This window comes from Pectobacterium sp. PL64, assembly GCF_022477975.1.
Classification (GTDB): domain Bacteria; phylum Pseudomonadota; class Gammaproteobacteria; order Enterobacterales; family Enterobacteriaceae; genus Pectobacterium; species Pectobacterium jejuense.
In genome coordinates this window covers 2800598-2826163 of sequence record NZ_CP092070.1, presented here as the reverse complement: position 1 = coordinate 2826163, position 25566 = coordinate 2800598, and the positions used below count along the sequence as shown (strand labels likewise).

The window sequence follows — 25566 nt, the reverse complement described above, 5'->3', positions numbered from 1 at the left end:
GGGGATTCGTGCGATTGCCGCCTTCCTGCAACTCGAATTATTTAGGGTATACCAATGTCTGCCACCCTTTGGGTCACCGCTGCGCGGTGTTGAAAAATGCGCCTGCATTCTTTATGGCATGCTGAACCTCCACCTCTCAATATGCATTTTTCCGTCAGGGGAACCGTTTTGAATAGCGAACTTCTCTGGGTTTTATCCCTGTTGCTGATCGCCATTGTGTTGTTTACCACCAATAAATTACGCATGGACGTCGTAGCGCTGTTGGTCATTATCGCGTTTGTACTGAGCGGCACGTTGACGCTATCTGAAGCGTTGGTGGGGTTCAGCGATCCTAACGTGATATTGATTGCAGCCCTGTTTGTGATTGGTGAGGGGTTGGTTCGTACCGGCGTTGCTTATCAGGTCGGTGATTGGCTGGTTCGTGTGGCGGGCAGCAGTGAGATGAAGATGTTGATCTTACTGATGGTCACCGTTGCGCTGCTGGGAGCGTTCATGAGCTCCACTGGCGTTGTCGCGATTTTTATTCCTGTGGTGCTGAGTGTTTCCGCACGGATGAAAATTTCCCCCGGAAGGCTGATGATGCCGCTGAGTTTTGCCGGGTTGATTAGCGGTATGATGACGCTGGTCGCGACGCCGCCGAATATGGTGGTGAGCAGCGAGCTGATGCGCGAAGGCGTTGCGGGTTTTGGGTTTTTCAGCGTGACGCCGATAGGGATGGTGGTATTGCTGCTGGGTGTGGCGTATATGATGGTCGCGCGTTACTGGCTTGGCGATGCCGAGACGGCAACTGCAAAAGAGATGTGGAAGAGAAGGACGTTTCGCGATCTGATTCGTGATTACCGACTGACGGGGAGGGCGCGCCGGTTAGCGATTCGCCCAGGATCGCCTTTTATCGGTCACCGTCTTGATGATTTACGCCTGCGCCAGCGCTTTGGTGCGAACGTGGTCGGGATTGAGCGCTGGCGTAAGTTTCGCCGTGTGATGATCAGCGTGGCGGGCAATACCGAACTTCGCCTGAATGATGTCTTACTGATCGACATGTCGGCCTCTGAGGTGGATTTACGCGAATTTTGCACCGCGCAGCGGCTTGAACCGATGGTGCTGCGTGGCGAGTATTTCTCCGAGCAGGCGCGTGATGTGGGAATGGCGGAAGTCTCGTTGATTCCCGATTCCGAGCTGCTGGGGAAAACGCTGTACGACGTCGGATTTCGTAGCCGCTATGGCCTGAGCGTCGTGGGGATTCGCCGGTCAGGCGAGGCGATGGAAGGTATCCTCGCCGATGAACCGCTCCAGCTCGGTGATATTTTGCTGGTGATGGGCGACTGGCGCATGATTCGACAGCTGCACACGCAGAAAAACGACTTCCTTTTACTTAATCTCCCTGCCGAAGTAGATGACGTTGCGCCTGCGGTGAGTCAGGCACCTCACGCGCTGTTTTGTCTGGCGCTGATGGTAGCGATGATGCTGACGGATGAAATACCGAATGCGGTCGCTGCGCTGATCGCCTGTTTGCTGATGGGTAAATTCCGCTGTATCGACATGGAAAGTGCTTATCGGGCTATTCACTGGCCGAGTATTATTCTTATCGTTGGGATGATGCCGTTTGCGCTAGCGTTGCAGCAAACGGGCGGTGTGGCGCTGATCGTTAAAGGGCTGATGGACGTTGCCGGGAACGCCGGGCCGCATGTGATGCTGGTGTGCTTGTTCGTGCTATGTGCCGTTATCGGTCTGTTTATTTCCAACACGGCGACGGCGGTGCTGATGGCGCCCATTGCGATTGCTGCCGCGAAGCAGATGGGCGTGTCGCCTTATCCGTTTGCGATGATCATCGCGATTGCAGCTTCTGCCGCCTTTATGACCCCGGTGTCGTCACCGGTGAATACGTTGGTACTGGGGCCGGGCGGTTATAAATTCGGGGACTTTGTACGCATTGGCGTCCCCTTTACCGTGCTGGTGATGCTGGTCAGCGTAGTGATGGTGCCGTGTCTGTATCCGTTCTGACGGTGCTTTTCCGTTATAGCGGACGCCCGTTATAACGGAGAATCCTGACTGATTTCGTCAAGCGATAGGCTAAAGCTAGGCACGAATACCGTCATGAAATAGTCCATTTCTGGGCTGTGGCGCAGCTGCAATGTTTTTTCCAGCCGTGCTTTGGCAAGCGTGAATTCCGTATTGCCTGCGGATAATTCTTCCAGACATTTCAGGTAGGCGCACAGTGCGTCTGCCTGTTTAACGATGGCGCGTTCTTCTTCGCTGGTGTAGTTATCATCCAGCAGCATTCGATAATCCTGCTGGAGTTCTTCCGGCAGCATCTCAACCAGTTTCTGCTGTGCAATCTTCTCTATCTTCTTGTACTCATGCGCAATCTGCGCGTTGTAGTACTTGATCGGCGTCGGCATGTCACCGGTCAGCACCTCGCTGGCATCATGGTACATCGCCAGTAGCGCGATGCGTTCTGCGTTCAGGTTACCGTCGAATTTGCGGTTTTTGATGACGGCCAGTGCATGGGCGACAAAGGCGACCTGAAGGCTGTGCTCGGAGACGTTTTCCGTGCGCACGTTGCGCATGAGCGGCCAACGGCTGATGAGTTTTAGACGAGATAAATGGGCGAAAAAGTGGCTCTGATTCATGGCGATCTCTCAGACAACAGCGCGGTGAAGTAGCAATATCGTGGGCATCTATTGTGGGCACTTGCCGGAGATTATGCAAACGGAGGTGAGGGATTCGCCGAGCGGTGATTGCCCGGCGAAGATAGGCTCGATGACTGCTGGGCTATTGGTGATAGTGCCCCAGGAAACGCCCTAATTTGTGGATTGCCATATCCAGCTCATCAATACGCGGCAGCGTGACGATGCGTACGTGGTCAGGGTAAGGCCAGTTAAATGCGGTTCCCTGCACCAGTAACACTTTTTCCTGCAACAGGAGATCCAATACCAGTTTTTGGTCGTCGTGGATATTAAAGCGCTTGGCATCAATGCGTGGGAACATATAGAGCGCGCCGCGTGGTTTTACGCACGATACGCCGGGGATCTGATTGATCAGTTCCCAGGAACGGTTGCGCTGCTCGTACAGGCGTCCGCCGGGCTGAATAAATTCGCTGATGCTCTGATAGCCGCCCAGCGCGGTCTGAATCGCATGCTGCATCGGCACATTCGCGCACAAACGCATAGAGGCCAGCATTTCCAGCCCTTCAATGTACCCTTTGGCGTGTTTTTTCGGGCCATTCAGTACCATCCAGCCTTGACGGAAACCCGCCACGCGGTAGGTCTTGGAAAGTCCGTTGAACGTAACAGTCAGCAGGTCCGGCGCGAGTGCAGCAATCGAGTGATGCTGCGCATCGTCATACAGAATTTTGTCGTAAATTTCGTCGGCAAAAATGATCAGGTTATGTTCGCGCGCAATCGCCACGATATCCAACAGCAGCTCTTTGCTGTAGACCGCGCCCGTTGGGTTATTCGGGTTAATGATGACAATACCGCGAGTATTGGACGTGATCTTTTTGCGGATATCATCTAGATCGGGGAACCAATCGGAGGATTCATCGCAGAGATAGTGAACGGCGTTGCCGTTAGACAAAGAAACTGCGGCGGTCCAAAGCGGGTAGTCCGGCGCAGGAACCAGCATTTCATCGCCTGGGTTAAGCAGCGCCTGCATGGATTGCACGATGAGTTCGGAAACACCGTTACCAATATAGACGTCTTCAACCGTAATATCGCGCATATCCCGCGCCTGATAGTGCTGCACGATGGCTTTACGGGCGGAATAGAGGCCTTTGGAATCACAGTAGCCCTGTGCGGTAGGCAGGTTACGGATGACATCGACCAGAATTTCGTCTGGTGCCTCGAAGCCGAAAGGGGCAGGGTTGCCAATGTTCAGTTTAAGGACTTTATTACCTTCTTCTTCAAGCCGTTTGGCTTCCTTTAAGACTGGGCCACGGATGTCATAGCATACGTTCTCCAGTTTCTTGGATTTTTCAATCGGAGACATAAATAGTACGAGCCTTCTGCAGAGAGCGCATATTCCCAGACGGAATAGCATAACCTGCTTAATGTACTCTTCCTGCAGTACCTTTTGAAGAATGATTATCGCTTTTGCTGCAAATGGTTGCGCATCTGCACTATATGGTTGTGTACTCGTTGGATGGTGCGATATGGTAGGGGGCGGACAACTGTTCATGCCGCACTTTTTTAGCGCCAGAATAGGGTGACATGGAGATCTTGTTTATTTAAGTGTGGAGCGTATTTATTTCGCAAGATGAAATAAAGGGAAGGTGCCGTTGTTATTGAATTAAGGATTAAGGCTGGTGAGTCATTTAATTACATGATGTCTTACCAATGGAAAGGCGATAGTGGTAACGAAATATAAGTATTTTTTTGCCCTTATCGTGCGTCTGCGATAGTGTCTTTAAATGTATCGGTCATTACCTGTACATGTAATAAAACACCAGGAATATTTTGTTAAAATTAAAATAGATAAGTGAAAAATCGTATGACCAGTGCAAATCGACCAGTACTTAATCTCGATCTTGATTTACTGAGGACGTTTGTTGCCGTTGCAGATTTAAATACATTTGCAGCGGCGGCGACCGCAGTCAATAGAACCCAATCGGCTGTCAGCCAACAGATGCAGCGGCTGGAGCAACTCATCGGAAAGGAGCTTTTTGCCCGACATGGGCGTAATAAATTGCTGACCGAACATGGTATCCAGTTTCTGGGTTATGCCAGAAAAATATTACAATTCAATGATGAAGCTTGTATTTCATTAATGTACAGCGATATTCAGGGTACGCTGACCATCGGGGCGTCTGACGATACTGCAGACACCATCCTTCCTTATATTTTGCATCGGGTGACATCCGTATTTCCTAAGCTCTCCGTCAATGTCAGCGTAAAACGTAGCGCTGAAATGATGGAAATGTTGAATCAGGGGAAAATAGATCTGGTTATTACCACAATGAACGGTGTGGTGTTTCCTCATGTGTTATTACGCAGCTCTCCGACGCTATGGTATTGCGCGGCGGATTATCAGTTCCGATCGCAAGAGCCTGTACCTCTGGTGGTTCTGGATGAACCGAGTCCTTTCCGGACGTTGGCGACACAACAACTGACGGCCGCTGGGATCCCCTGGAGAATTGCGTATGTGGCTTCAACGCTCTCTGCTGTGCGCGCTGCGGTGAAGGCTGGCATGGGGATTACCGTGCGGTCAGTGGAAATGATGAGCCCGGAGTTGCGGGTGTTGGGCGAAGAGGAAGGGTTGCCGAGATTGCCTGAAACACGTTATTTCCTCTGCCAGAATCCTAATCAGGAGAATGAGCTGGCAACGGCAATTTTCAATGTGATTGAATCAGGGAAGCCCTCTCACATTACGCCTGTCAGCATGTTAGCAAACAGCACGAATGAAAAATTGTCTTCCGACCCGTCGCTGAAGGATGCGATCTAATCGTAATGGGTAGTTAACTATCATTCGGGGAGGGTAGGGATGCACCCCGAATGATGATGATTTATGACTAAGGTGTTAAACCCACATCGGCAGCGCCTTCCTGGCCTGATTTCTTCACTCCGATCCCACTTCGCGTTTTCCATTTCACATCAATAGGCTAGGCGCGGCGAAATTAATGCTCCCATTTGTTTTATAAAACGACGGTTCTATTTTTTTAAAATAATGTTATGGAAAATGGCATCAAACCTTGTCCAGTATCATCTTGATTTTTTTACTAACTAAATTGGTAAAAATGTGTGCTGGATCAAAAAATACCCCTAATAACCACATGGGGGAACAGGCATTTTCTGTGGAAATGGTATAGTGACGCGGTGAACTTGCTTCCTGCGCTGCTGCACACTGGTTAACGGACAAAAGTACTGACTCGATTTAGCTGCGGGTGAGAACACAAAATGTTAACAAAACAGCGTGCATGTAAAGTAATGTACTGTTATTTTTAGTAAGGTTGAAAAAAAGGTTACAAATTTAGGGGCTCAACCATACCAAGCAAGGCTTACCTGATACGTTTCCATGCTTTTTTGTGGTTATTAATCCTTCCTTTTAATCGATGTGGCGCATTAACTGCCGATAATAGAGCAGAGATGTTACCCGCCACTTTTGATGAGTAAGCAAAGAGAATGTCAACAACTACTGAAATCCTCGCCCATCATTGGGCATTTGGGCTATTCCTTATCATTGCCGTAGGCCTTTGCGTCTTCATGCTGACCGGTGGATTCTTGCTGGGGGGGAGAGCAAAAGGCAGGGCCAAAAACGTACCTTATGAATCCGGTATCGACTCCGTAGGTTCAGCGCGGTTACGCCTGTCTGCTAAATTTTATCTTGTCGCTATGTTCTTCGTAATCTTCGACGTTGAAGCCCTCTATCTCTACGCTTGGGCTGTGTCTATCAAAGAAAGCGGCTGGATTGGCTTCATTGAAGCAACCATTTTCATTTTGGTGCTGTTGGCTGGTTTGATTTATCTGGTACGCGTTGGGGCACTTGACTGGACCCCGGTACGTTCCAAGAGACAAGTCGTTAAATCAGACATCATCAACACTACCAACAATCATCCGCAGTAACAGCGAGGCATTTTAAGATGGACTATACGCTCACCCGCATAGAGCCGGACGGTGAGAATGACCGTTATCCCCTGCAACGTCAGGAGATCGTTTCCGACCCTCTGGAGCAACATGTTCACCGCAGTGTCTATATGGGCAAACTGGAACATGCATTACACGATACGGTGAACTGGGGGCGTCAGAACTCCCTGTGGCCGTACAACTTCGGCCTGTCTTGTTGCTACGTAGAAATGGTGACGTCATTTACCGCCGTTCATGACGTGGCGCGTTTTGGTGCTGAGGTTTTGCGTGCGTCGCCACGTCAGGCCGATTTCATGGTAGTAGCGGGAACCTGTTTTACCAAAATGGCACCCGTTATTCAGCGTCTGTACGAGCAAATGTTGGAGCCTAAATGGGTTATCTCCATGGGCGCATGTGCTAACTCCGGCGGTATGTACGATATCTATTCCGTTGTTCAGGGCGTAGATAAATTCCTGCCTGTTGATGTGTACATTCCGGGCTGCCCGCCGCGTCCTGAAGCCTACATGCAAGCGCTGTTGCTGCTGAAAGAATCCATCGGTAAAGAACGCCGCCCTCTGTCATGGGTGGTGGGTGAACAGGGCGTTTACCGCGCCAACATGCAATCTGAGCGTGAGCGCAAACGCGGCGAACGAATCGCTGTGACGAACCTGCGTTCGCCTGATGAGATTTGACCTGTAGATGATAAACCCGGTGACCGTGTAATACCTCGATAATAGTGTGCGGTCATTATCAGCTACAGAAATAGCACATTTAATGTGGTGACATATTTATGACAGATTTAACGACACACGATCTCGCTCAGCCAGGCTGGCAAACCCGCGATCACCTTAACGATCCGGTCGTTGGCGAACTGTGTAACCGTTTTGGACCAGATGCATTTACTGTACAGGCAACCCGCACAGGGATCCCTGTTGTGTGGGTCAAGCGTGAGCAATTACTGGATGTTGTCGCATTCCTGAAAAAACAGCCGAAGCCTTATGTGATGCTGTTTGACCTGCACGGTATGGATGAGCGCCTGCGCACCCATCGTGAAGGTTTACCTGCCGCCGACTACTCCGTCTTTTATCACATCATTTCCATCGAGCGTAACCGCGACATTATGCTGAAAGTCGCGTTGGCTGAAAATGATATGCATTTGCCGACCGTGACCAAGCTGTTCCCGAATGCCAACTGGTATGAGCGTGAAACGTGGGAGATGTTCGGTATGACCTTTGATGGTCACCCGCACCTGACGCGCATCATGATGCCGCAGACGTGGGAAGGGCATCCGTTACGTAAAGATTATCCGGCGCGTGCGACCGAATTCGATCCTTTTGAGCTGACCAAGCAGAAAGAAGATCTGGAAATGGAATCGCTGACGTTCAAACCGGAAGAGTGGGGAATGAAGCGCGGTACTGAAAACGAGGACTTCATGTTCCTCAACCTCGGTCCGAACCACCCGTCTTCACACGGTGCCTTCCGTATTATCCTGCAATTGGACGGTGAAGAAATCGTCGACTGCGTGCCAGATGTGGGTTACCACCATCGCGGCGCGGAGAAAATGGGCGAGCGCCAGTCCTGGCACAGCTACATTCCTTATACCGACCGTATTGAATACCTCGGCGGCTGCGTTAACGAAATGCCGTACGTACTGGCCGTGGAAAAACTGGCAGGTATTGAGGTGCCGGATCGCGTTAAGACGATTCGCGTCATGCTGTCTGAGCTGTTCCGTATAAATAGCCATCTGCTGTATATCAGTACTTATATTCAGGACGTCGGTGCGATGACACCGGTGTTCTTTGCGTTTACTGACCGCCAGAAAATTTACGATTTAGTTGAAGCGATTACCGGTTTCCGTATGCATCCGGCATGGTTCCGTATTGGCGGTGTGGCGCACGATCTGCCACGCGGCTGGGAACGTCTGCTGCGTGAATTCCTTGATTGGATGCCGGCTCGTTTGGACACCTATGTCAAATCCGCGCTGCAGAACACCATTCTGAAAGGCCGTACTCAGGGCGTCGCCGCCTACAACGCGAAAGAAGCGTTGGATTGGGGCGTAACGGGTGCGGGTCTGCGTGCCACGGGGATTGGTTTTGACGTGCGTAAATGGCGTCCGTATTCCGGTTATGAAAACTTTGACTTTGAAGTGCCAGTAGGCGACGGCATCAGCGATTGCTATAGCCGCGTTATGCTGAAAGTCGAAGAACTGCGTCAGAGCTTACGTATTCTGGATCAGTGCCTCAAGAACATGCCGGAAGGCCCGTTCAAAGCGGATCACCCGCTGACGACGCCGCCGCCAAAAGAGCGCACGTTGCAGCATATCGATACGCTGATCAACCACTTCCTTCAGGTTTCCTGGGGACCGGTGATGCCTGCCAATGAATCATTCCAGATGGTTGAGGCAACGAAAGGTATCAACAGCTATTACCTGACCAGCGACGGCGGCACGATGAGCTACCGTACCCGTATTCGCACGCCGAGCTATGCGCATCTGCAACAGATAATCCTTCTGTAATTCGCGGGTGTCTGGTATCCGACCTGATCGTTTACCTCGGCAGTATTGATTTCGTAATGTCAGATGTGGACCGCTAATTATGCATGATCATAACAATCACGATCATATTGACGCTCAGGGACAACCTGCTGCCGATTCGCTGACAAAAGACACTGCTTTTGTATTGAGTGACGCCGAACGTGACGCCATTGAGCACGAAAAACATCACTACGAAGATGCACGCGCCGCGTCAATCGAAGCACTGAAAATTGTGCAGAAAGAACGCGGCTGGGTACCGGATGGGGCTATCCACGCGATTGCCGATCTGCTGGGTATCCCTGCCAGTGACGTGGAAGGTGTGGCAACGTTCTACAGCCAGATTTTCCGTCAGCCTGTCGGGCGTCATGTTATTCGCTATTGCGATAGCGTCGTGTGCCACATCAATGGCTATCAGGGCGTTCAGGCTGCGCTGGAGCGTAAGCTCAGCATCAAACCGGGACAGACAACGTTCGATGGACGTTTCACGCTGTTGCCGACCTGCTGCCTGGGGAACTGTGACAAGGGGCCGTCAATGATGATTGACGAAGATACCCATACCCATGTGACGCCGGAAGGAATTGAATCGTTATTGGAGCAGTATCAATGAGTAAAGACATTGTTCTGACTGCTGAGCAGCATCCTCTGACCTGGCGTTTACGTGCAGACAAACAGCCGGTATGGCTGGATGAGTATCGCAGCAAAAACGGCTATGCCGCCGCGCAAAAAGCGTTAACCGGCATGGCGCAGGATGAAGTGGTCTCACTGGTTAAAGACGCTGGCCTGAAAGGGCGTGGCGGCGCGGGCTTTTCGACGGGCTTGAAGTGGAGCCTGATGCCGAAAGACGAAAGCATGAATATCCGCTATCTGCTGTGTAACGCGGATGAGATGGAGCCGGGCACTTATAAAGACCGCCTGCTGATGGAGCAAGAGCCTCATCTGCTGGTTGAAGGCATGCTGATCAGCGCCTTTGCGCTGAAAGCCTACCGTGGCTACATCTTCCTGCGCGGTGAATATATTGAAGCTGCCGTTCACCTGCGTCGCGCAATCGAAGAAGCGAAAGCGGCTGGCCTGCTGGGTAAAAATATTCTGGGCAGCGGGTTTGATTTCGAGCTGTTCGTGCATACGGGCGCCGGGCGTTATATCTGCGGTGAAGAAACCGCACTGATTAACTCACTGGAAGGCCGTCGTGCTAACCCTCGCTCTAAGCCGCCGTTCCCAGCGTCTGCGGGTGTGTGGGGTAAACCGACCTGCGTCAACAACGTGGAAACGCTGTGTAACGTACCGGCGATTATCGAGCACGGTGCGGCGTGGTATCAGGGGCTGTCTGCGGGTAAAAGTAAAGATGCAGGCACGAAACTGATGGGCTTCTCCGGCCGCGTCAAGAACCCGGGCCTGTGGGAACTGCCGTTTGGTACGACTGCGCGTGAAATTCTGGAAGACTACGCGGGCGGTATGCGCGATGGTCTGAAGCTGAAAGCCTGGCAGCCGGGTGGTGCCGGTACGGATTTCCTGACGGAAAACCATCTCGATCTGCCGATGGATTTTGAGCACATTGCGAAAGCCGGTAGCCGTATGGGTACCGCGCTGGCGATGGCCGTCGATCACGAAATCAATATGGTTTCGCTGACGCGCAATCTCGAAGAATTCTTCTCCCGTGAATCCTGTGGCTGGTGTACGCCGTGCCGCGATGGTCTGCCGTGGAGCGTGAAGATTCTGCGTGCGCTGGAGAAGGGTGAAGGCCAGCCTGGCGATATCGAAACGCTGGAGCAACTTTGCCGTTTCCTCGGTCCGGGTAACACCTTCTGTGCGCATGCGCCGGGTGCGGTCGAGCCGCTGCAAAGTGCCATCAAGTATTTCCGGGAAGAATTCGAAGCGGGTATCTCTAAACAGTATTTAGGCAATGTCAAAGCGATTGGCGGTATTCAGCCTAACCTGTTGAAAGAGCGCTGGTAAGCTATCGCTCAACACGTGCGAGATGCAGTGAATGTATCCGCAGGGTGGCGCAAATAAGCCACCCTCATAAACCCAATAGATTTCAAGGCGCAGGTAGCCAACGCATTTGCGATTTGAAAGTGAGGGTATACAGAATTTTTGATTAGCGCTCGTGGTAACACGGGCCATTATGGAAGCATGCTGACTATGGCTACTATTCATGTAGACGGCAAAGAGTATGAAGTAAACGGAGCAGACAACCTTCTGGAAGCTTGCCTGACTCTGGGACTTGATATTCCTTACTTTTGCTGGCACCCCGCGCTCGGGAGCGTCGGATCCTGCCGCCTCTGTGCGGTAAAACAGTACCAAAACGCGGAAGACACCCGCGGTCGTCTGGTGATGTCTTGTATGACACCGGCAACCGAAGGAACGTTCATCGCGATTGAAGATGAAGAAGCGAAGCTATTCCGTAAGACGATAGTTGAGTTTCTGATGACCAACCACCCGCACGATTGTCCGGTGTGTGAGGAAGGCGGTAACTGTCATTTGCAGGATATGACGGTGATGACGGGGCAGAACTTCCGTCGCTATCGCTTTACCAAACGTACCCACCGCAATCAGGATCTCGGGCCGTTCATTTCTCATGAGATGAACCGCTGTATCGCGTGCTATCGCTGCGTGCGTTACTACAAAGATTACGCGGATGGCAAAGATCTCGGCGTTTACGGCGCACACGACAACGTCTACTTCGGTCGCCCGGAAGATGGCACGCTGGAAAGCGAGTTCTCCGGTAACCTGGTTGAAGTGTGTCCTACCGGTGTATTCACCGATAAAACGCACTCTGAGCGCTATAACCGTAAATGGGATATGCAGTTTGCACCGAGCGTCTGCCAACAGTGCAGCATCGGCTGTAATACCAGCCCCGGTGAACGCTATGGCGAACTACGCCGTATCGAAAACCGTTTCAACGGTAGCGTAAACCACTATTTCCTGTGTGACCGCGGCCGTTTTGGTTACGGCTATGTCAACCAGAAAGACCGTCCGAACCAGCCGCTGCAACGTCGTGGTGATGACTGGATCGCGCTGAATGCCGATCAGGCATTGCAAGGTGCGGCGGATGTGTTGCGTCAGGCGAAGAAAACGATCGGTATCGGTTCACCGCGCGCCAGCATCGAAAGCAACTTCGCGTTGCGTGAGCTGGTGGGTGCCGAGAACTTCTATACCGGTATCGCGCAGGAAGAACAAAATCGTCTGCAACTGATCCTGAAAGTGCTGCGCGAAAGCGGTGTGAGAACACCAGCGCTGCGTGAGATCGAAGGCTACGATGCGGTTCTGATTCTGGGTGAAGACTTGACGCAGACGGGAGCGCGTATCGCACTGGCCGTTCGTCAGGCGGTTAAAGGTAAAGCTCGCGAAATGGCAGCCGCGCAGAAAGTGGCTGACTGGCAGATCGCGGCGATCATGAACATTGGTCAGCATGCCAAGCACCCGCTGTTTGTCACCAACGTCGACAACACTCGTCTGGACGACATCGCTGCATGGAACTACCGTGCGCCAGTTGCCGATCAGGCTCGTCTTGGCTTCGCTATTGCACATGGTCTGGATAGCAGTGCTCCGGCAGTTACCGATCTGGCTGCGGGTCTCGACCAGAAAGTCGATATCATCGTACAGGCGCTGGCCGGTGCGAAAAAACCACTCATCATTTCCGGCACCAATTCAGGTAGCGAGGAAGTGATCTCTGCGGCGGCAAACGTTGCCAAGGCGCTGAAAAATCGCGGCTCAGACGTCGGCATCACCTTTGTTGCTCCTGCTGCTAACAGCATCGGGTTGTCAATCATGGGTGGCGGTTCGCTGGATGACGCGCTGGCGCAGTTGGAAAACGGCGACGCCGACAGCGTGGTGGTTCTGGAGAACGATCTCTACCGTCATGCCCCAATCGCTCGCGTTGACGCGGCGCTGGAAAAAGCTGAGAACCTGATTGTGGTTGACCATCAGCGTACTCGCATCATGGATAAGGCTAGCATCATTCTGTCTGCCGCCAGCTTTGCTGAAAGCGACGGTACGTTGGTGAATCAGGAAGGCCGAGCTCAGCGTTTCTTCCAGGTTTATGACCCAACGTACTACAACGACAAGATTGTGATGCTGGAAAGCTGGCGCTGGCTGCACTCGCTGTATATCACCTATAACAGCCGTCAGGTTGACTGGACGCAGCTGGATAACGTGATTGATGCGTGTGTTGCTGAATTGCCGCAGCTGGCTGCGATTAAAGATGCCGCGCCTGATGCCTCGTTCCGTATTCGTGGTCAGAAACTGTCGCGTTCACCGATTCGCTCCAGCGGCCGTACAGCGATGCGTGCCAATATCAGCGTGCATGAACCGCGTCAACCCGTCGATAAAGACACCATGTTTGCCTTCTCAATGGAAGGGAACAACAGCCCGACAGCTAATCGTCAGCAGATTCCATTTGCCTGGGCACCAGGCTGGAACTCACCGCAAGCCTGGAACAAATTCCAGGACGAAGTGGGCGGACATTTACGTCATGGCGATCCAGGTGTGCGTATGATCGAAGCCGGAGAAGGTTCGCTGGCGTATTTCGATAACATTCCTGCGGCTTTCGTCCCACAAGCGGGCCAATGGCGTGTTGCGCCGTATTATCACCTGTTTGGTAGTGATGAAATGTCACAGCGTTCTGACGTGATTCAGCAGCGTATGCCAGAGCCTTACGTGATGGTGAACCCGGTTGATGCGGCAACGCTGGGCGTGAACGCCGGTGCGTTGCTGGAGTTGACCTGTGCAGGACAAACGCTACGTCTGCCACTGCGCTTAAGTGCGGCATTGAGTCAGGGACAGGTTGGTTTACCGCTGGGCTTACCGGGTATTGCACCGGTGCTGGCGGGTGCAACCGTTGAAAATATGCGGGAGGCCGCACAATGAGTTGGTTAACGCCGGAATTAATCGAGATTCTGATCTCCGTCGGAAAAGCGATCGTGATTCTGCTGGTTGTGGTGACCTGTGGCGCATTCATGAGTATGGGTGAACGTCGACTGCTCGGCCTCTTCCAGGGACGTTATGGACCGAACCGAGTAGGTTGGGGCGGTTCATTGCAGCTCGTCGCTGACATGATCAAAATGTTCTTCAAAGAAGACTGGGTGCCGAATTTTACCGATAAGGTGATCTTCACGCTGGCACCGATGATCGCGTTTACGTCAATGCTGATTGCCTTTGCGATTGTGCCGATCACGCCAACCTGGGGTGTCGCCGATCTGAACATCGGGATCCTGTTCTTCCTGATGATGGCGGGTTTGGCCGTTTACGCGGTGCTGTTTGCTGGCTGGGCGAGTAACAACAAATACTCGCTGCTCGGCGCGGTACGTGCTTCTGCTCAGACCGTAAGCTACGAAGTGTTCATCGGCCTGTCGTTGATGGGGGTTGTCGCGCAAGCGGGCTCGTTCAACATGCGTGACATCGTCGATTCTCAGGAACACCTGTGGAACGTGATCCCGCAGTTCTTCGGCTTTATTACGTTTGCCATCGCAGGCGTGGCGGTGTGTCACCGTCACCCGTTTGACCAGCCTGAAGCTGAACAGGAACTGGCCGATGGTTACCACATTGAATACTCCGGTATGAAATTCGGTCTGTTCTTTGTCGGGGAATATATCGGGATCGTGACCGTTTCCGCGCTGATGGTGACCTTATTCTTCGGTGGCTGGCATGGTCCAATTCTGCCTCCGTTTGTCTGGTTTGCGCTGAAAACAGGCTTTTTCATGATGATGTTCATCCTGATTCGTGCTTCGTTACCCCGTCCGCGTTATGACCAGGTGATGTCTTTCGGTTGGAAAGTCTGTCTGCCGATAACGCTTTTGAATCTGCTGGCGACAGCGGCCGTCATTTTGTACAACGCTTAAGAAGGGGTGAATAAACCATGACATTGAAAGAGTTAGTGGTTGGTTTCGGCACCCAGATACGCAGTATCTGTATGGTGGGATCGAATGCTTTTAAGAAGCGCGAAACCAGAATGTATCCAGAAGAGCCTGTGAATCCACCGCCGCGCTACCGTGGTCGTATCGTGCTGACGCGCGATCCTGATGGTGAAGAGCGTTGCGTTGCCTGCAACCTGTGTGCGGTGGCCTGTCCGGTCGGCTGTATCTCATTGCAGAAAGCGGAAACCAAAGATGGTCGCTGGTATCCAGAGTTCTTCCGCGTCAACTTCTCACGCTGCATTTTCTGTGGCTTCTGCGAAGAAGCGTGCCCGACAACCGCAATTCAGCTGACGCCGGATTTCGAGATGGGCGACTACAAACGTCAGGATCTGGTGTACGAGAAAGAAGATTTGCTGATATCGGGGCCGGGTAAATATCCGGAATACAATTTCTACCGGATGGCTGGTATGGCAATCGATGGGAAAGACAAAGGCGAAGCTGAAAACGAAGCCAAACCCATTGATGTCAAAGGCCTGTTGCCCTAAGGAGCTAGCATGGAATTCGCTTTTTATACCACAGGCTTGATTGCGATACTGGCGACATTGCGCGTCATTACGCATACCAATCCTGTGCATGCATTGTTGTATATGGTCACCTCGCTCATGGCGATTGCGGGCGTATTTTTCTCGCTGGGGGCTAATTTTGCCGGCGCGCTGAGCATCATCGTGTATGCGGGTGCCATCATGGTGCTGTTTGTGTTCGTGGTCATGATGCTCAACCTCGGTAATTCCGTAGAAGAACAAGAGCGGAATTGGCTGAAACCCAGCGTCTGGATCGGTCCCGGCATCCTTTCACTGGCGTTACTGGTGATTGTCGTTAATGCCATCCTTAGCCTGAAAGAGCAGGGCATCACGGGTACGCCAGTTGAGGCGAAAGCCGTGGGTATCAGCCTGTTTGGTCCTTATGTTCTGGCCGTTGAATTGGCATCAATGCTGCTGCTGGCGGGATTGGTTGTCGCTTTCCATATTGGTCGTGAAGATAAACGTGGTGACGTTGTCAGTAAAGAAGGCGCGAACCAGGACGTTGAGAAGAAAATAACGGGGGAACGCGCATGATTCCGTTACAACATGGGTTAATTTTAGCCGCTATCCTGTTTGTTCTGGGACTGACTGGTCTGTTGATTCGCCGTAACCTGCTGTTTATGTTGATCAGTCTCGAAATTATGATCAATGCTGCCGCGCTGGCTTTTGTCGTCGCAGGTAGCTACTGGCAGCAGCCGGATGGTCAGGTGATGTACATTCTGGCGATTACGCTGGCAGCGGCTGAGGCCAGTATTGGTCTGGCACTGTTGCTGCAAATGTATCGTCGTCGTCAGACCCTGAATATTGATACAGTCAGTGAGATGCGCGGATGAACTTACTCTATTTAACAATACTCTTCCCGCTGCTCGGCTTTCTGTTGCTGGCATTTTCCCGCGGTCGCTGGTCGGAAAATACGTCCGCGACTGTCGGTGTTGGCTCGATTGGTCTGGCAGCGTTGGTTACCGCTTGGGTTGTGGTCGATTTCATGGGCCAACAGCACGGTGGCGTGACCTTCTTTAATCAGCATCTGTGGACATGGATGGCCGTTGGCAACTTCGACATCAGCGTAACGCTGACGCTCGATGGCCTTTCGGTGACGATGCTGTCCGTTGTAACGGGCGTTGGTTTCTTTATCCACCTGTTTGCTTCCTGGTACATGCGTGGGGAAGAGGGATATTCCCGCTTCTTCGCCTACACCAACCTGTTCATCGCGAGTATGGTCATTCTGGTACTGGCGGATAACCTGTTGTTGATGTACCTCGGTTGGGAAGGGGTGGGGCTGTGCAGTTACCTGCTGATCGGTTTCTACTACACCAATCCGAAGAACGGCGCGGCGGCGATGAAAGCTTTCATCGTTACGCGTGTGGGTGACGTCTTCCTCGCCTTTGCCCTGTTCATCCTTTACAAAGAACTGGGTACGCTTAACTTCCGCGAGCTGATGGTATTGGCACCGCAGAAACTGGCTGAAGGTTCACCGGAAATCACCTGGGCTACGCTGATGTTGCTGGGTGGTGCGGTCGGTAAATCTGCACAGCTGCCGCTGCAAACCTGGCTGGCGGATGCGATGGCCGGTCCAACTCCGGTATCTGCACTGATCCACGCCGCAACGATGGTTACCGCGGGCGTTTACCTGATTGCGCGTACAAACGGCCTGTTCCTGATGGCGCCGGATGTTCTGCATCTGGTCGGGATTGTGGGGGCAGTAACGCTGGTGCTGGCAGGTTTTGCCGCTCTGGTTCAAACCGACATCAAGCGCGTCTTGGCTTACTCTACCATGAGCCAGATTGGTTACATGTTCCTGGCGCTGGGCGTTCAGGCATGGGATGCCGCGATTTTCCACCTGATGACGCATGCGTTCTTTAAAGCGCTGCTGTTCCTCTCTTCTGGTTCGGTGATTCTGGCCTGCCACCATGAGCAGAACATCTTCAAGATGGGTGGCCTGCGTAAAACGATTCCGCTGGTTTATGTCTGCTTCCTGGTCGGGGGCGCGGCACTGGCTGCACTGCCGCTGGTTACCGCAGGCTTCTTCAGTAAAGACGAGATTCTGGCTGGCGCATGGGCAAATGGTCACGTCAATCTGATGGTGGCTGGATTGGCTGGTGCCTTCATGACCTCGCTGTATACGTTCCGTATGATTTTCATCGTGTTCCACGGTGAAGAGAAAACCAAAGCGCATGCAGGAAAAGGCATTTCTCACCACTTACCGCTGGTTGTGCTGATGATTCTGTCCACCTTTATTGGTGCGATGATTGTTCCGCCGTTGCACGGTGTATTGCCTGCGACGACAGAGCTTGAACATGGCCAGTTGATGACGCTGGAAATTACCTCTGGCGTGGTGGCGATTGCCGGTATTCTGCTTGCTGCTGTGCTGTGGCTGGGTAAACGTCAGGCGGTGAGCAGCATCGCGAAGAGTGCTCCGGGTCGTTTCTTCTCGACCTGGTGGTTCCACGCGTGGGGCTTCGACTGGTTGTACGACCATGTCTTTGTTAAACCGTATCTGGCTATCGCGAAGCTGTTGCAGCGTGATCCGTTAAATGCATTGATGACGCTTCCGGCTACGATTACCCGTTGGGGTAACCGTGGGCTGGCGCTCAGTGCGAATGGTCAGTTGCGCTGGTACGTTGCTTCTATGGGCTTTGGTGCCGTACTGGTGCTGGCCTTGTTACTGCTGGTCTAAGGCAGTATCCGGTAACGTATAAAAGGTAGGGCATTCCGCAGATAGGGATGCCCGCCACGGCAAGTTTTCAGATTTCTTTAATTTAGGGACACAAAACGCCATGCTACTACCTTGGCTAATTCTTCTCCCCTTTATCGGCGGTCTGCTGTGCTGGCAGTTAGAGCGTTTTGGTACGAAAGTACCGCGCTGGATAGCGTTGATTGCAATGGGGCTGACACTCGCACTGTCTCTGCAACTGTGGTTGCAAGGCGGTTACTCTCTGACGGCGCCGACAGGCGTGCCACAATGGCAATCTGAGTTTTATGTGCCATGGATCCCACGCTTCGGCATCGGTATCCATCTTGCGCTGGACGGCCTGTCGCTGCTGATGGTGGTGCTGACGGGTTTGCTGGGCGTGTTGGCAATCCTCTGTTCCTGGAATGAAATTCAGCGCTATCAGGGGTTCTTCCACCTGAACCTGCTGTGGATTCTGGGCGGCGTTATCGGTGTGTTTCTTGCCATCGACATGTTCCTGTTCTTCTTCTTCTGGGAAATGATGCTGGTACCGATGTACTTCCTGATTGCACTGTGGGGGCATAAAGGCTCCGACGGTAAAACCAGAATTACGGCGGCAACCAAGTTCTTCATTTATACCCAGTCAAGCGGCCTGATCATGTTGATCGCGATTCTGGCGCTGGTCTTTGTGCACCACAATGCCACCGGCGTATGGACGTTCAACTATGAAGACCTGCTGAAGACGCCGATGTCATACGGTGTTGAATATCTGCTGATGCTGGGCTTCTTCATCGCGTTTGCTGTAAAAATGCCTGTCGTGCCGTTGCACGGTTGGCTGCCAGATGCACACAGTCAGGCACCAACTGCAGGGTTCTGTTGACCTTGCAGGGATCCTGTTGAAAACGGCGGCCTATGGTCTGCTGCGTTTCAGCCTGCCGCTGTTCCCGAACGCTTCCCATGCCTTTGCACCGATTGCCATGTGGCTGGGTGTGATCGGTATCTTCTACGGTGCCTGGTTGGCGTTTAAACAGACGGATATCAAGCGTCTGATTGCTTATACCTCTGTGTCCCACATGGGCTTCGTGATGATTGCCATCTATTCCGGTAATCAACTGGCTTATCAGGGCGCGGTGATTCAGATGATTGCGCACGGTTTGTCCGCTGCTGGTCTGTTCATTCTGTGTGGTCAACTGTACGAACGTCTACATACCCGTGACATGCGTGAAATGGGTGGCCTGTGGTCGCGTCTGAAGTTCCTGCCTGCGCTGTCTCTGTTCTTTGCGGTGGCAACGTTGGGTATGCCGGGCACGGGTAACTTTGTCGGCGAATTCATGATTCTGTTCGGCAGCTATCAGGTTGTGCCGGTGATTACGGTGATCTCAACCTTCGGTCTGGTATTCGCGTCAGTCTACTCACTGATCATGATGCAGCGTGCTTACTACGGCGCGCCTAAATCTGATGAACCATTGAAGAGTATGTCGCTCCGCGAATTGTCTATCGTGATGCTGTTGGTGGTATTACTGGTGTTGTTAGGGGTTTACCCGCAACCGATTCTGGATACCTCCAGTGCCGCGATGTCAAATATCCAGCAGTGGTTTATGTCGTCTGCTCCAGATTCAATTATTTCAACAACAAGGCCGTAATTCGCCATGACAATAACTCTTCAACAACTAATTGCGCTATCGCCGCTGTTGATCGTCGGATTGACGGTAGTGGTTGTGATGCTGTGCATTGCGTGGCGACGCAACCATTTTGTCAACGCAACCATGACGGTTATCGGCCTGAATATTGCGTTGCTGTCACTGTACTTTGTCGGTCAGGTTGGCCCAACGGACGTGACGCCGCTGCTGCGTGTTGATGGCTTCTCGATGTTCTATACCGGACTGGTGCTGCTTGCCAGTCTGGCAACCAGCACGTTTGCCTATCCGTGGCTGCAAGGCTACCCAGACAACCGTGATGAGTTCTACCTGCTGGTTCTGATTGCAGCGTTAGGTGGGATCCTGCTGGCGAGCGCGAACCATCTGGCCTCGTTGTTCATCGGGATTGAACTGCTTTCTCTCCCGCTGTTTGGTCTGGTCGGCTATGCCTTCCGCCTGAAACGTTCGCTGGAAGCCAGTATTAAATACATGCTGCTGTCGGCCGCCGCGTCTTCCTTCCTGCTGTTTGGTATGGCGCTGATTTATGCTGAATCAGGCGATATGAGCTTTGCCAGCCTCGGTAAGAGCCTGAGCGATCACCAAATCCATGAGCCGCTGTTGCTGGCAGGCTTGGGGATGATGATTGTCGGTCTGGGCTTCAAACTGTCTCTGGTTCCGTTCCAGCTGTGGACGCCTGATGTGTACCAGGGCGCACCAGCGCCAGTGTCTACGTTTCTGGCGACGGCGGGTAAAATTGCCGTTTTCGGTGCGGTCATGCGTTTGTTCCTGTATGCGCCGATGGCTGACAGCGAGTCTGTCAGAATCGTGCTGGGTGTGATCGCATTCGCGTCGATCCTGTTCGGTAACGTGATGGCGGTATCGCAAACCAATATCAAGCGTCTGCTCGGTTACTCTTCCATCGCGCATTTGGGCTATTTGCTGGTTGCCCTGATCGCGGTTCAGAGCCATCAACTGGCGCTGGAAACCGTCGGTGTTTATCTGGTGGGTTACCTGTTCAGCAGCCTGGGCGCGTTCGGTGTGGTTAGCCTGATGTCCAGCCCGTACAGTGGCCCGGATGCCGATTCACTGTTCTCTTACCGTGGTTTGTTCTGGCATAAACCGATCCTGTCTGCGGTGATGACGGTGATGATGCTGTCACTGGCAGGTATCCCGATGACGCTGGGCTTCTTCGGTAAATTCTACGTGCTGGCTGTCGGTGTTAACGCTGAACCTGTGGTGGCTGACTGGTGCGGTCGTGCTGGGTAGCGCCATTGGCCTGTACTACTATCTGCGTGTGATGGTCAGTTTGTTCCTGAATGCGCCGCAGGTGTTGCAGCGTGATACGCCAAACAACTGGGCTTTAACCGCTGGTGGTGTGGTCGTACTGATCTCCTCCATCGCAGTACTGTTCTTTGGTTTGTATCCGCAGCCGCTTATCTCTCTGGTGCAATTGGCGCAGCCAATGATGTAACCGCTGACGAGAGTCTGCTTGAGTAATGACGCGCCGTTGATGAGAATCAACGGCGTTTTTTTATGGCGAGCTTCCTGCTCGCTACCCTTCGGGCCGTCGCAAGCGACGTTGAAAAACGCTCCCTGCGTTTTTATGGAAGAAAAATACGTTTTAGGAATGATCTGGTCTGTTAAAGCCGTAGGAACGGCACAATATTGTCTATAGTTAATAAGGCAACGACTTATAACTAATGACTTTTCATAACAGAAGGAAGCACTTTATGGCAGCGACAAAAAAACAGCCTGAAGATATTCGTGTTGATGATGATTTAAAACTTCTGTCTGAAACGCTGGATGAGGTATTGCGCTATACGGGCGATCAGGCAGACCAAGCCTACCTTGATCTGAAGAAGGGCGCGGAAAAAGCGCTGCTGGAAGTCAAAGCCCGTATTGGCGTCACTGACAGCTATTATGCACGTGCCAAGCAGGTGGCCGACAAAGCTGATGTCTATGTGCATGACAAACCCTGGCACGGTATCGGTATCGGCACCACCGTGGGGCTGGTGTTAGGATTACTGCTAGCTAAGCGCTAGTTTCTGCCAATCTCGTTTCTGAGAATTAGTTTCTGGTAATAATGTAGCGGGGTTGCCCGCTACATCTCTCGATATCCTCTAGTCCTGAATCTTATCCTCTTTCTCCGGCATGCCTTGTACCCAATAGATAGCTTCAAACGGGCGTAGCTCCAGTATTGCGGGCTGAGGCTGTGCGTCAGGGTAATTACTGAGTAGCAGTCGCCAGCGGCGGTCATGAGTATCAATGGGAGGCTGCCAGAGCAGGGGCTGCCTGCCGAGGTTTGCCAGAACCAGAAGCCGCTGTCCTTCCCAGATACGCTGATAGCACCAGACAGTAGGATGGTCTGGCAACAGATCCTGATAGTCTCCGTGCGTCAGCAACGGAAGTGCTTTACGCATAGCGATAAGCTGCTGGTAGGTGTAGAAGACGGACTCTTTATCCGCCAGTGCCTGACCCGCGTTGATGTGGGTGAAATTCTGGCATGGTGCTATCCACGGTGTACCACTCGTAAATCCAGCATGCTGGCTGGTATCCCATTGCATCGGCGTACGGCCGTTATCGCGCGACTTACTGGCGAGGATTGCTAAGGTTTGTTCATCTGGCTGGCCGCGATCGCGCTGTTCAGCAAACTGATTCAGGCTTTCAATATCGCGGTATTGCTCAATCTGTGTATAGCCGGGATTGGTCATACCCAGTTCCTCGCCCTGATAGATATAGGGCGTGCCCTGCATACCGTGAAGCACCATCGCCAGCATTTTGGCGGATTGCACACGGAATTCGCCTTCATCCCCAAAACGCGACACGATGCGCGGCTGATCGTGATTACACCAGAACAGCGCATTCCAGGCGTGGTTGTGCATTCCCTGTTGCCAGTGATTAAAAATCTGCTTGAGCTGGATGAAGTCAGGTTCCGCCAGCGTCCATTTTTCCCCATTGGGATAATCGACTTTCAGGTGATGGAAATTGAAGGTCATGGAGAGTTCGCTGCCGTCCAGTGCGGCGTAGCGGCGGCAGTGCTCCAACGAGGTAGATGACATCTCACCGACGGTCATCAAGCCACGGGGCTGAAAAACGTCCTGACTGAATTCCTGCAAGTAATCATGAATCAGGGGGCCATCGGTATAGAAACGACGTCCATCACCCTGAGCATCAGATGGGAAGTCTTGCTGCTTGGAGACCAGATTGATGACGTCCAGTCGCAGCCCGTCCACGCCTTTATCCGCCCAAAATTCACAAACCTGTTTTAATTCATCCCGTACGCGTGGGTGTTCCCAATTCAGATCGGCCTGTTCGGTGGCAAAAAGGTGCAGATAATACTGTTTGCTTTCCGCGTGCCACTGCCAGGCTGGCCCACCAAATTTTGAACGCCAGTTATTGGGCAGTGAACCGTCATTACCATCACGCCAGATATAAAAATGACGGTATGGGCTGCGGCGATCCTGCGCGTTCAGGAACCAGTGATGCTGCGTTGAGGTGTGGTTGAACACCATATCCATGACGACACGGATACGGCGCTGATGCGCTTCCGCGATCAACGTTTCCATATCGGCCATCGTGCCATAGGTTGGATCGATGGCGCAGTAGTCGGCGACGTCATAGCCGTTATCAACCTGAGGAGAAAGATAGACTGGCGTCAGCCAGATCGCATCGACACCCAGTTGTTGCAGGTAATCGAGTCGGGCGGTGACGCCAGCGATGTCGCCAATGCCATTTCCGGTACTGTCCTGAAAGCTCTTCGGATAGATTTGATAAATCACGCCGTTTTGCCACCAGGGAAGCGAGGTAGTCATGAGGTCGCTCCTTTATTACAGTGGGCCGTGTTTACACGGCCTGAGTTGAGACAATAATTATATGCCACTGCTATGCAGGGTCGATTGTGGCATTGTGACTTTTACGTTTATAGACCAGTGACGTCAGCACAATTGGAATGACGGTGGCAACCAGCGTGGCGATAGCGAAGATTCCCCAAAACTGTGGCTTGATGGAGAGGATGCCCGGTAATCCACCTACTCCGATGCCATTCGCCGTTACGCCGTACAGGCCGCAAATGAGTGCGGCGGCGGCAGACCCGATCATGGCGCACAGCATCGGAAAACGGTATTTCAGGTTGATACCGTACATCGCCGGTTCGGTCACACCAAGAAAAGCGGAAATCGCTGCGGGAACAGAAATCTCACGCTCGTTGGTTTTCCTGCTGACGAGAATCACCCCGACGACGGCAGCCGCCTGTGCGATGTTAGACAGCGCGATAAGCGGCCAAACCGGTGTGCCGCCCATACTTTGAATCATCTGCATATCAATCGCTAACGTTGTTTGGTGCACGCCCGTGATGACCAGCGGCGCATACAGGAACCCAAACAGCGCTGCGCCAACAGGGGCGAAGCTGCCCGTCATTACGGCTTTAACGGCCCAGGCGACACCGTCACCAATCATACGTCCAAACGGACCAATTAAGGTATGTGCCAGGAACACGGCCAGAATGAGCGAGGTTACGGGCACGACCACCAAGTAGAGGTAATCCGGCACGATTCTTTTCAGCCGTGTCTCGATTATCGCCAGCGCCATCCCGGCTAAGACGGACGGAATGACCTGTGCCTGATAGCCGATCTTCTCAATCGTGAACCAGCCGAAATTCCACACTTCAGGTGTTTGTTGACCGATGAGGTAGGCGTTCATTAGCTGCGGTGATACTAGCGTGATGCCCAGCACGATGCCGAGGATGGGCGTACCGCCCATTTTGCGTACGGTTGACCAGCATACCGCAACGGGGAGATAGAAGAAGATGGCTTCACCCAACAGCCAGAGGAAATCGTAGATGGTTTGCCAGGTTGGGTAGAGCTGTACCAGCGTTTGCCCGTCGAGCATTGGGATATCACCAATGACGTTACGTGCTCCGAGGATCAAGCCCCCGCTAATGAGCGCGGGAAGCAGCGGAAAAAAGATCTCGGCAAAATGTGAAATGCTGCGTTCAAACCAGCTCATGTTCTGGCGAGCGGCGACTTTGGCTTCTTCCTTATTAATTTCTCCTTTACCCGTGGTAGCGAGCAGCGCCTTGTAATACTCATCTACGTTGGTGCCGATCACGACCTGAAATTGTCCGGCGTTGGTAAAGCACCCTTTAACAATTCGCAGCTCTTCGATGTTCTTGGGATGGGCTTTGGACGAGTCGTGCAAGACGAAGCGGAGACGAGTGATGCAGTGTGTGACCGCCGCGATGTTCTCACGCCCGCCGACCAGTTCGATCAGACGGTCAATATCCTGTTGTTTAACTTTACTCATAGTCATGTCCTTTTTATCTTTTAGCGCAGACGTCGGGGACGCGAAGCAAGTACAGCTAGAGAAAAGCATAGTCTGTTAACGGTGGTTTTGCCGTGAAAGGAAAACGCATTGAGCTGTTTTTAAAAGAGAATGTTCAGGCATGCGGTGTGCTGCACAAATCTGCGACGTGTGGGTAGACAAAAAGGAAAGGGGGATGAACAGAGTGAGAGAGAGGCTGAAAAAACAAAAGCCGCCTGTAAGAGGCGGCTTTAGAGATTGTTTATATCACAATCAGAACGGGCTGATGATTGACCCAATACGTTCACAGTAACTGACATAAACATCTCCCATTCTTTTAAAGAATTTGCTGATTTTACGAAACGTTTTCATTATCAGACTCCTCTAACGGGTTAGTTAAGTGTGATGTTAATCACGTTTTTAATGGTAGCGAAGAT

17 protein-coding genes and 3 pseudogenes are annotated in these 25566 nt (G+C 52.4%); 16 read left to right on the top strand and 4 right to left on the bottom strand.

What is annotated here, in order from left to right; all coding sequences use genetic code 11:
• The first annotated feature begins 168 nt into the window (after positions 1–168).
• The gene (locus HP572_RS12705) at positions 169–2001 is read left to right on the top strand and encodes an SLC13 family permease (RefSeq protein ID WP_240583380.1); all 1833 of its coding nucleotides are present in this window, start codon (positions 169–171) and stop codon (positions 1999–2001) included.
• Positions 2002–2030: 29 nt separating this feature from the next.
• On the opposite strand, the gene yfbR is transcribed toward HP572_RS12705, so the two are convergent.
• Together yfbR and HP572_RS12695 are read right to left on the bottom strand one after the other, a co-directional pair.
• Positions 2031–2630, bottom strand: coding sequence for a 5'-deoxynucleotidase (gene yfbR / locus HP572_RS12700; RefSeq protein ID WP_205549878.1), 600 nt, complete (start codon positions 2628–2630; stop codon positions 2031–2033).
• A gap of 142 nt (positions 2631–2772) precedes the next feature.
• A complete protein-coding gene (locus HP572_RS12695; protein WP_014916029.1) occupies positions 2773–3987 on the bottom strand; it encodes a pyridoxal phosphate-dependent aminotransferase in 1215 nt (404 codons plus the stop codon).
• Positions 3988–4488: 501 nt separating this feature from the next.
• On the opposite strand from HP572_RS12695, the gene lrhA reads away from it, so the two are divergent.
• The 15 genes and pseudogenes from lrhA (at position 4489) to elaB (ending at position 21873) form a co-directional block, all read left to right on the top strand.
• Positions 4489–5439 carry a transcriptional regulator LrhA gene (lrhA, locus tag HP572_RS12690; RefSeq protein ID WP_039533880.1) on the top strand — a complete coding sequence of 317 codons (951 nt, stop codon included), beginning with the start codon at positions 4489–4491 and terminating at the stop codon, positions 5437–5439.
• A gap of 677 nt (positions 5440–6116) precedes the next feature.
• Positions 6117–6557, top strand: a complete 441-nt coding sequence (locus HP572_RS12685) for an NADH-quinone oxidoreductase subunit A (RefSeq protein ID WP_010278904.1) — start codon at positions 6117–6119, stop codon at positions 6555–6557.
• A gap of 17 nt (positions 6558–6574) precedes the next feature.
• The gene (locus tag HP572_RS12680) at positions 6575–7249 is read left to right on the top strand and encodes an NADH-quinone oxidoreductase subunit B family protein (RefSeq protein ID WP_005969846.1); all 675 of its coding nucleotides are present in this window, start codon (positions 6575–6577) and stop codon (positions 7247–7249) included.
• Between the two features lie 98 nt (positions 7250–7347).
• A pseudogene (nuoC, locus tag HP572_RS12675) lies at positions 7348–9149 on the top strand (NADH-quinone oxidoreductase subunit C/D).
• Positions 9150–9151: 2 nt separating this feature from the next.
• Entirely contained in the window at positions 9152–9697 is a 546-nt protein-coding gene (nuoE, locus tag HP572_RS12670; RefSeq protein ID WP_039538642.1) for an NADH-quinone oxidoreductase subunit NuoE, read from the top strand.
• A complete protein-coding gene (nuoF, locus tag HP572_RS12665; protein ID WP_240583379.1) occupies positions 9694–11043 on the top strand; it encodes an NADH-quinone oxidoreductase subunit NuoF in 1350 nt (449 codons plus the stop codon). The genes nuoE and nuoF overlap by 4 nt, the downstream gene beginning before the upstream one ends.
• 186 nt (positions 11044–11229) lie before the next feature.
• On the top strand, positions 11230–13956 hold the full coding sequence (nuoG, locus tag HP572_RS12660) for an NADH-quinone oxidoreductase subunit NuoG (RefSeq protein ID WP_240583378.1): 2727 nt from the start codon (positions 11230–11232) through the stop codon (positions 13954–13956).
• Positions 13953–14927, top strand: a complete 975-nt coding sequence (nuoH, locus tag HP572_RS12655) for an NADH-quinone oxidoreductase subunit NuoH (RefSeq protein ID WP_010278889.1) — start codon at positions 13953–13955, stop codon at positions 14925–14927. Before nuoG ends, nuoH begins: the two co-directional genes overlap by 4 nt.
• A 17-nt stretch (positions 14928–14944) precedes the next feature.
• Positions 14945–15487, top strand: a complete 543-nt coding sequence (gene nuoI, locus HP572_RS12650) for an NADH-quinone oxidoreductase subunit NuoI (protein ID WP_010278884.1) — start codon at positions 14945–14947, stop codon at positions 15485–15487.
• 9 nt (positions 15488–15496) lie between these two features.
• Positions 15497–16057 carry an NADH-quinone oxidoreductase subunit J gene (gene nuoJ / locus HP572_RS12645; RefSeq protein WP_193400283.1) on the top strand — a complete coding sequence of 187 codons (561 nt, stop codon included), beginning with the start codon at positions 15497–15499 and terminating at the stop codon, positions 16055–16057.
• Complete coding sequence (gene nuoK / locus HP572_RS12640) at positions 16054–16356, top strand: NADH-quinone oxidoreductase subunit NuoK (protein ID WP_005969835.1); 303 nt, start codon at positions 16054–16056, stop codon at positions 16354–16356. Before nuoJ ends, nuoK begins: the two co-directional genes overlap by 4 nt.
• Positions 16353–18200 (top strand): NADH-quinone oxidoreductase subunit L, encoded by a 1848-nt coding sequence (nuoL, locus tag HP572_RS12635; protein ID WP_014916025.1) that lies wholly within the window; start codon positions 16353–16355, stop codon positions 18198–18200. Before nuoK ends, nuoL begins: the two co-directional genes overlap by 4 nt.
• A 100-nt stretch (positions 18201–18300) precedes the next feature.
• Positions 18301–19837, top strand: a pseudogene (gene nuoM / locus HP572_RS12630) (NADH-quinone oxidoreductase subunit M).
• A 6-nt stretch (positions 19838–19843) separates the two neighbouring features.
• A pseudogene (gene nuoN / locus HP572_RS12625) lies at positions 19844–21302 on the top strand (NADH-quinone oxidoreductase subunit NuoN).
• 259 nt (positions 21303–21561) lie between these two features.
• Complete coding sequence (gene elaB / locus HP572_RS12620) at positions 21562–21873, top strand: stress response protein ElaB (RefSeq protein ID WP_205549868.1); 312 nt, start codon at positions 21562–21564, stop codon at positions 21871–21873.
• A 78-nt stretch (positions 21874–21951) separates the two neighbouring features.
• On the opposite strand, the gene treC is transcribed toward elaB, so the two are convergent.
• The gene (treC, locus tag HP572_RS12615) at positions 21952–23643 is read right to left on the bottom strand and encodes an alpha,alpha-phosphotrehalase (protein WP_240583377.1); all 1692 of its coding nucleotides are present in this window, start codon (positions 23641–23643) and stop codon (positions 21952–21954) included.
• Between the two features lie 70 nt (positions 23644–23713).
• Complete coding sequence (treB, locus tag HP572_RS12610) at positions 23714–25132, bottom strand: PTS trehalose transporter subunit IIBC (protein ID WP_240583376.1); 1419 nt, start codon at positions 25130–25132, stop codon at positions 23714–23716.
• Positions 25133–25566: the final 434 nt, after the last annotated feature.

Excerpts from the sequence above, each read along its gene's own strand:
- nuoI (WP_010278884.1), top strand. The coding sequence starts at position 14,945 with ATGACATTGAAAGAGTTAGTGGTTGGTTTCGGCACCCAGATACGCAGT.
- HP572_RS12695 (WP_014916029.1), bottom strand. The coding sequence starts at position 3,987 with ATGTCTCCGATTGAAAAATCCAAGAAACTGGAGAACGTATGCTATGAC.
- nuoL (WP_014916025.1), top strand. The coding sequence starts at position 16,353 with ATGAACTTACTCTATTTAACAATACTCTTCCCGCTGCTCGGCTTTCTG.
- nuoG (WP_240583378.1), top strand. The coding sequence starts at position 11,230 with ATGGCTACTATTCATGTAGACGGCAAAGAGTATGAAGTAAACGGAGCA.
- treC (WP_240583377.1), bottom strand. The coding sequence starts at position 23,643 with ATGACTACCTCGCTTCCCTGGTGGCAAAACGGCGTGATTTATCAAATC.
- elaB (WP_205549868.1), top strand. The coding sequence starts at position 21,562 with ATGGCAGCGACAAAAAAACAGCCTGAAGATATTCGTGTTGATGATGAT.
- nuoJ (WP_193400283.1), top strand. The coding sequence starts at position 15,497 with ATGGAATTCGCTTTTTATACCACAGGCTTGATTGCGATACTGGCGACA.
- nuoF (WP_240583379.1), top strand. The coding sequence starts at position 9,694 with ATGAGTAAAGACATTGTTCTGACTGCTGAGCAGCATCCTCTGACCTGG.
- treB (WP_240583376.1), bottom strand. The coding sequence starts at position 25,132 with ATGAGTAAAGTTAAACAACAGGATATTGACCGTCTGATCGAACTGGTC.
- nuoE (WP_039538642.1), top strand. The coding sequence starts at position 9,152 with ATGCATGATCATAACAATCACGATCATATTGACGCTCAGGGACAACCT.
- HP572_RS12680 (WP_005969846.1), top strand. The coding sequence starts at position 6,575 with ATGGACTATACGCTCACCCGCATAGAGCCGGACGGTGAGAATGACCGT.
- lrhA (WP_039533880.1), top strand. The coding sequence starts at position 4,489 with ATGACCAGTGCAAATCGACCAGTACTTAATCTCGATCTTGATTTACTG.
- nuoH (WP_010278889.1), top strand. The coding sequence starts at position 13,953 with ATGAGTTGGTTAACGCCGGAATTAATCGAGATTCTGATCTCCGTCGGA.
- nuoK (WP_005969835.1), top strand. The coding sequence starts at position 16,054 with ATGATTCCGTTACAACATGGGTTAATTTTAGCCGCTATCCTGTTTGTT.
- yfbR (WP_205549878.1), bottom strand. The coding sequence starts at position 2,630 with ATGAATCAGAGCCACTTTTTCGCCCATTTATCTCGTCTAAAACTCATC.
- HP572_RS12685 (WP_010278904.1), top strand. The coding sequence starts at position 6,117 with ATGTCAACAACTACTGAAATCCTCGCCCATCATTGGGCATTTGGGCTA.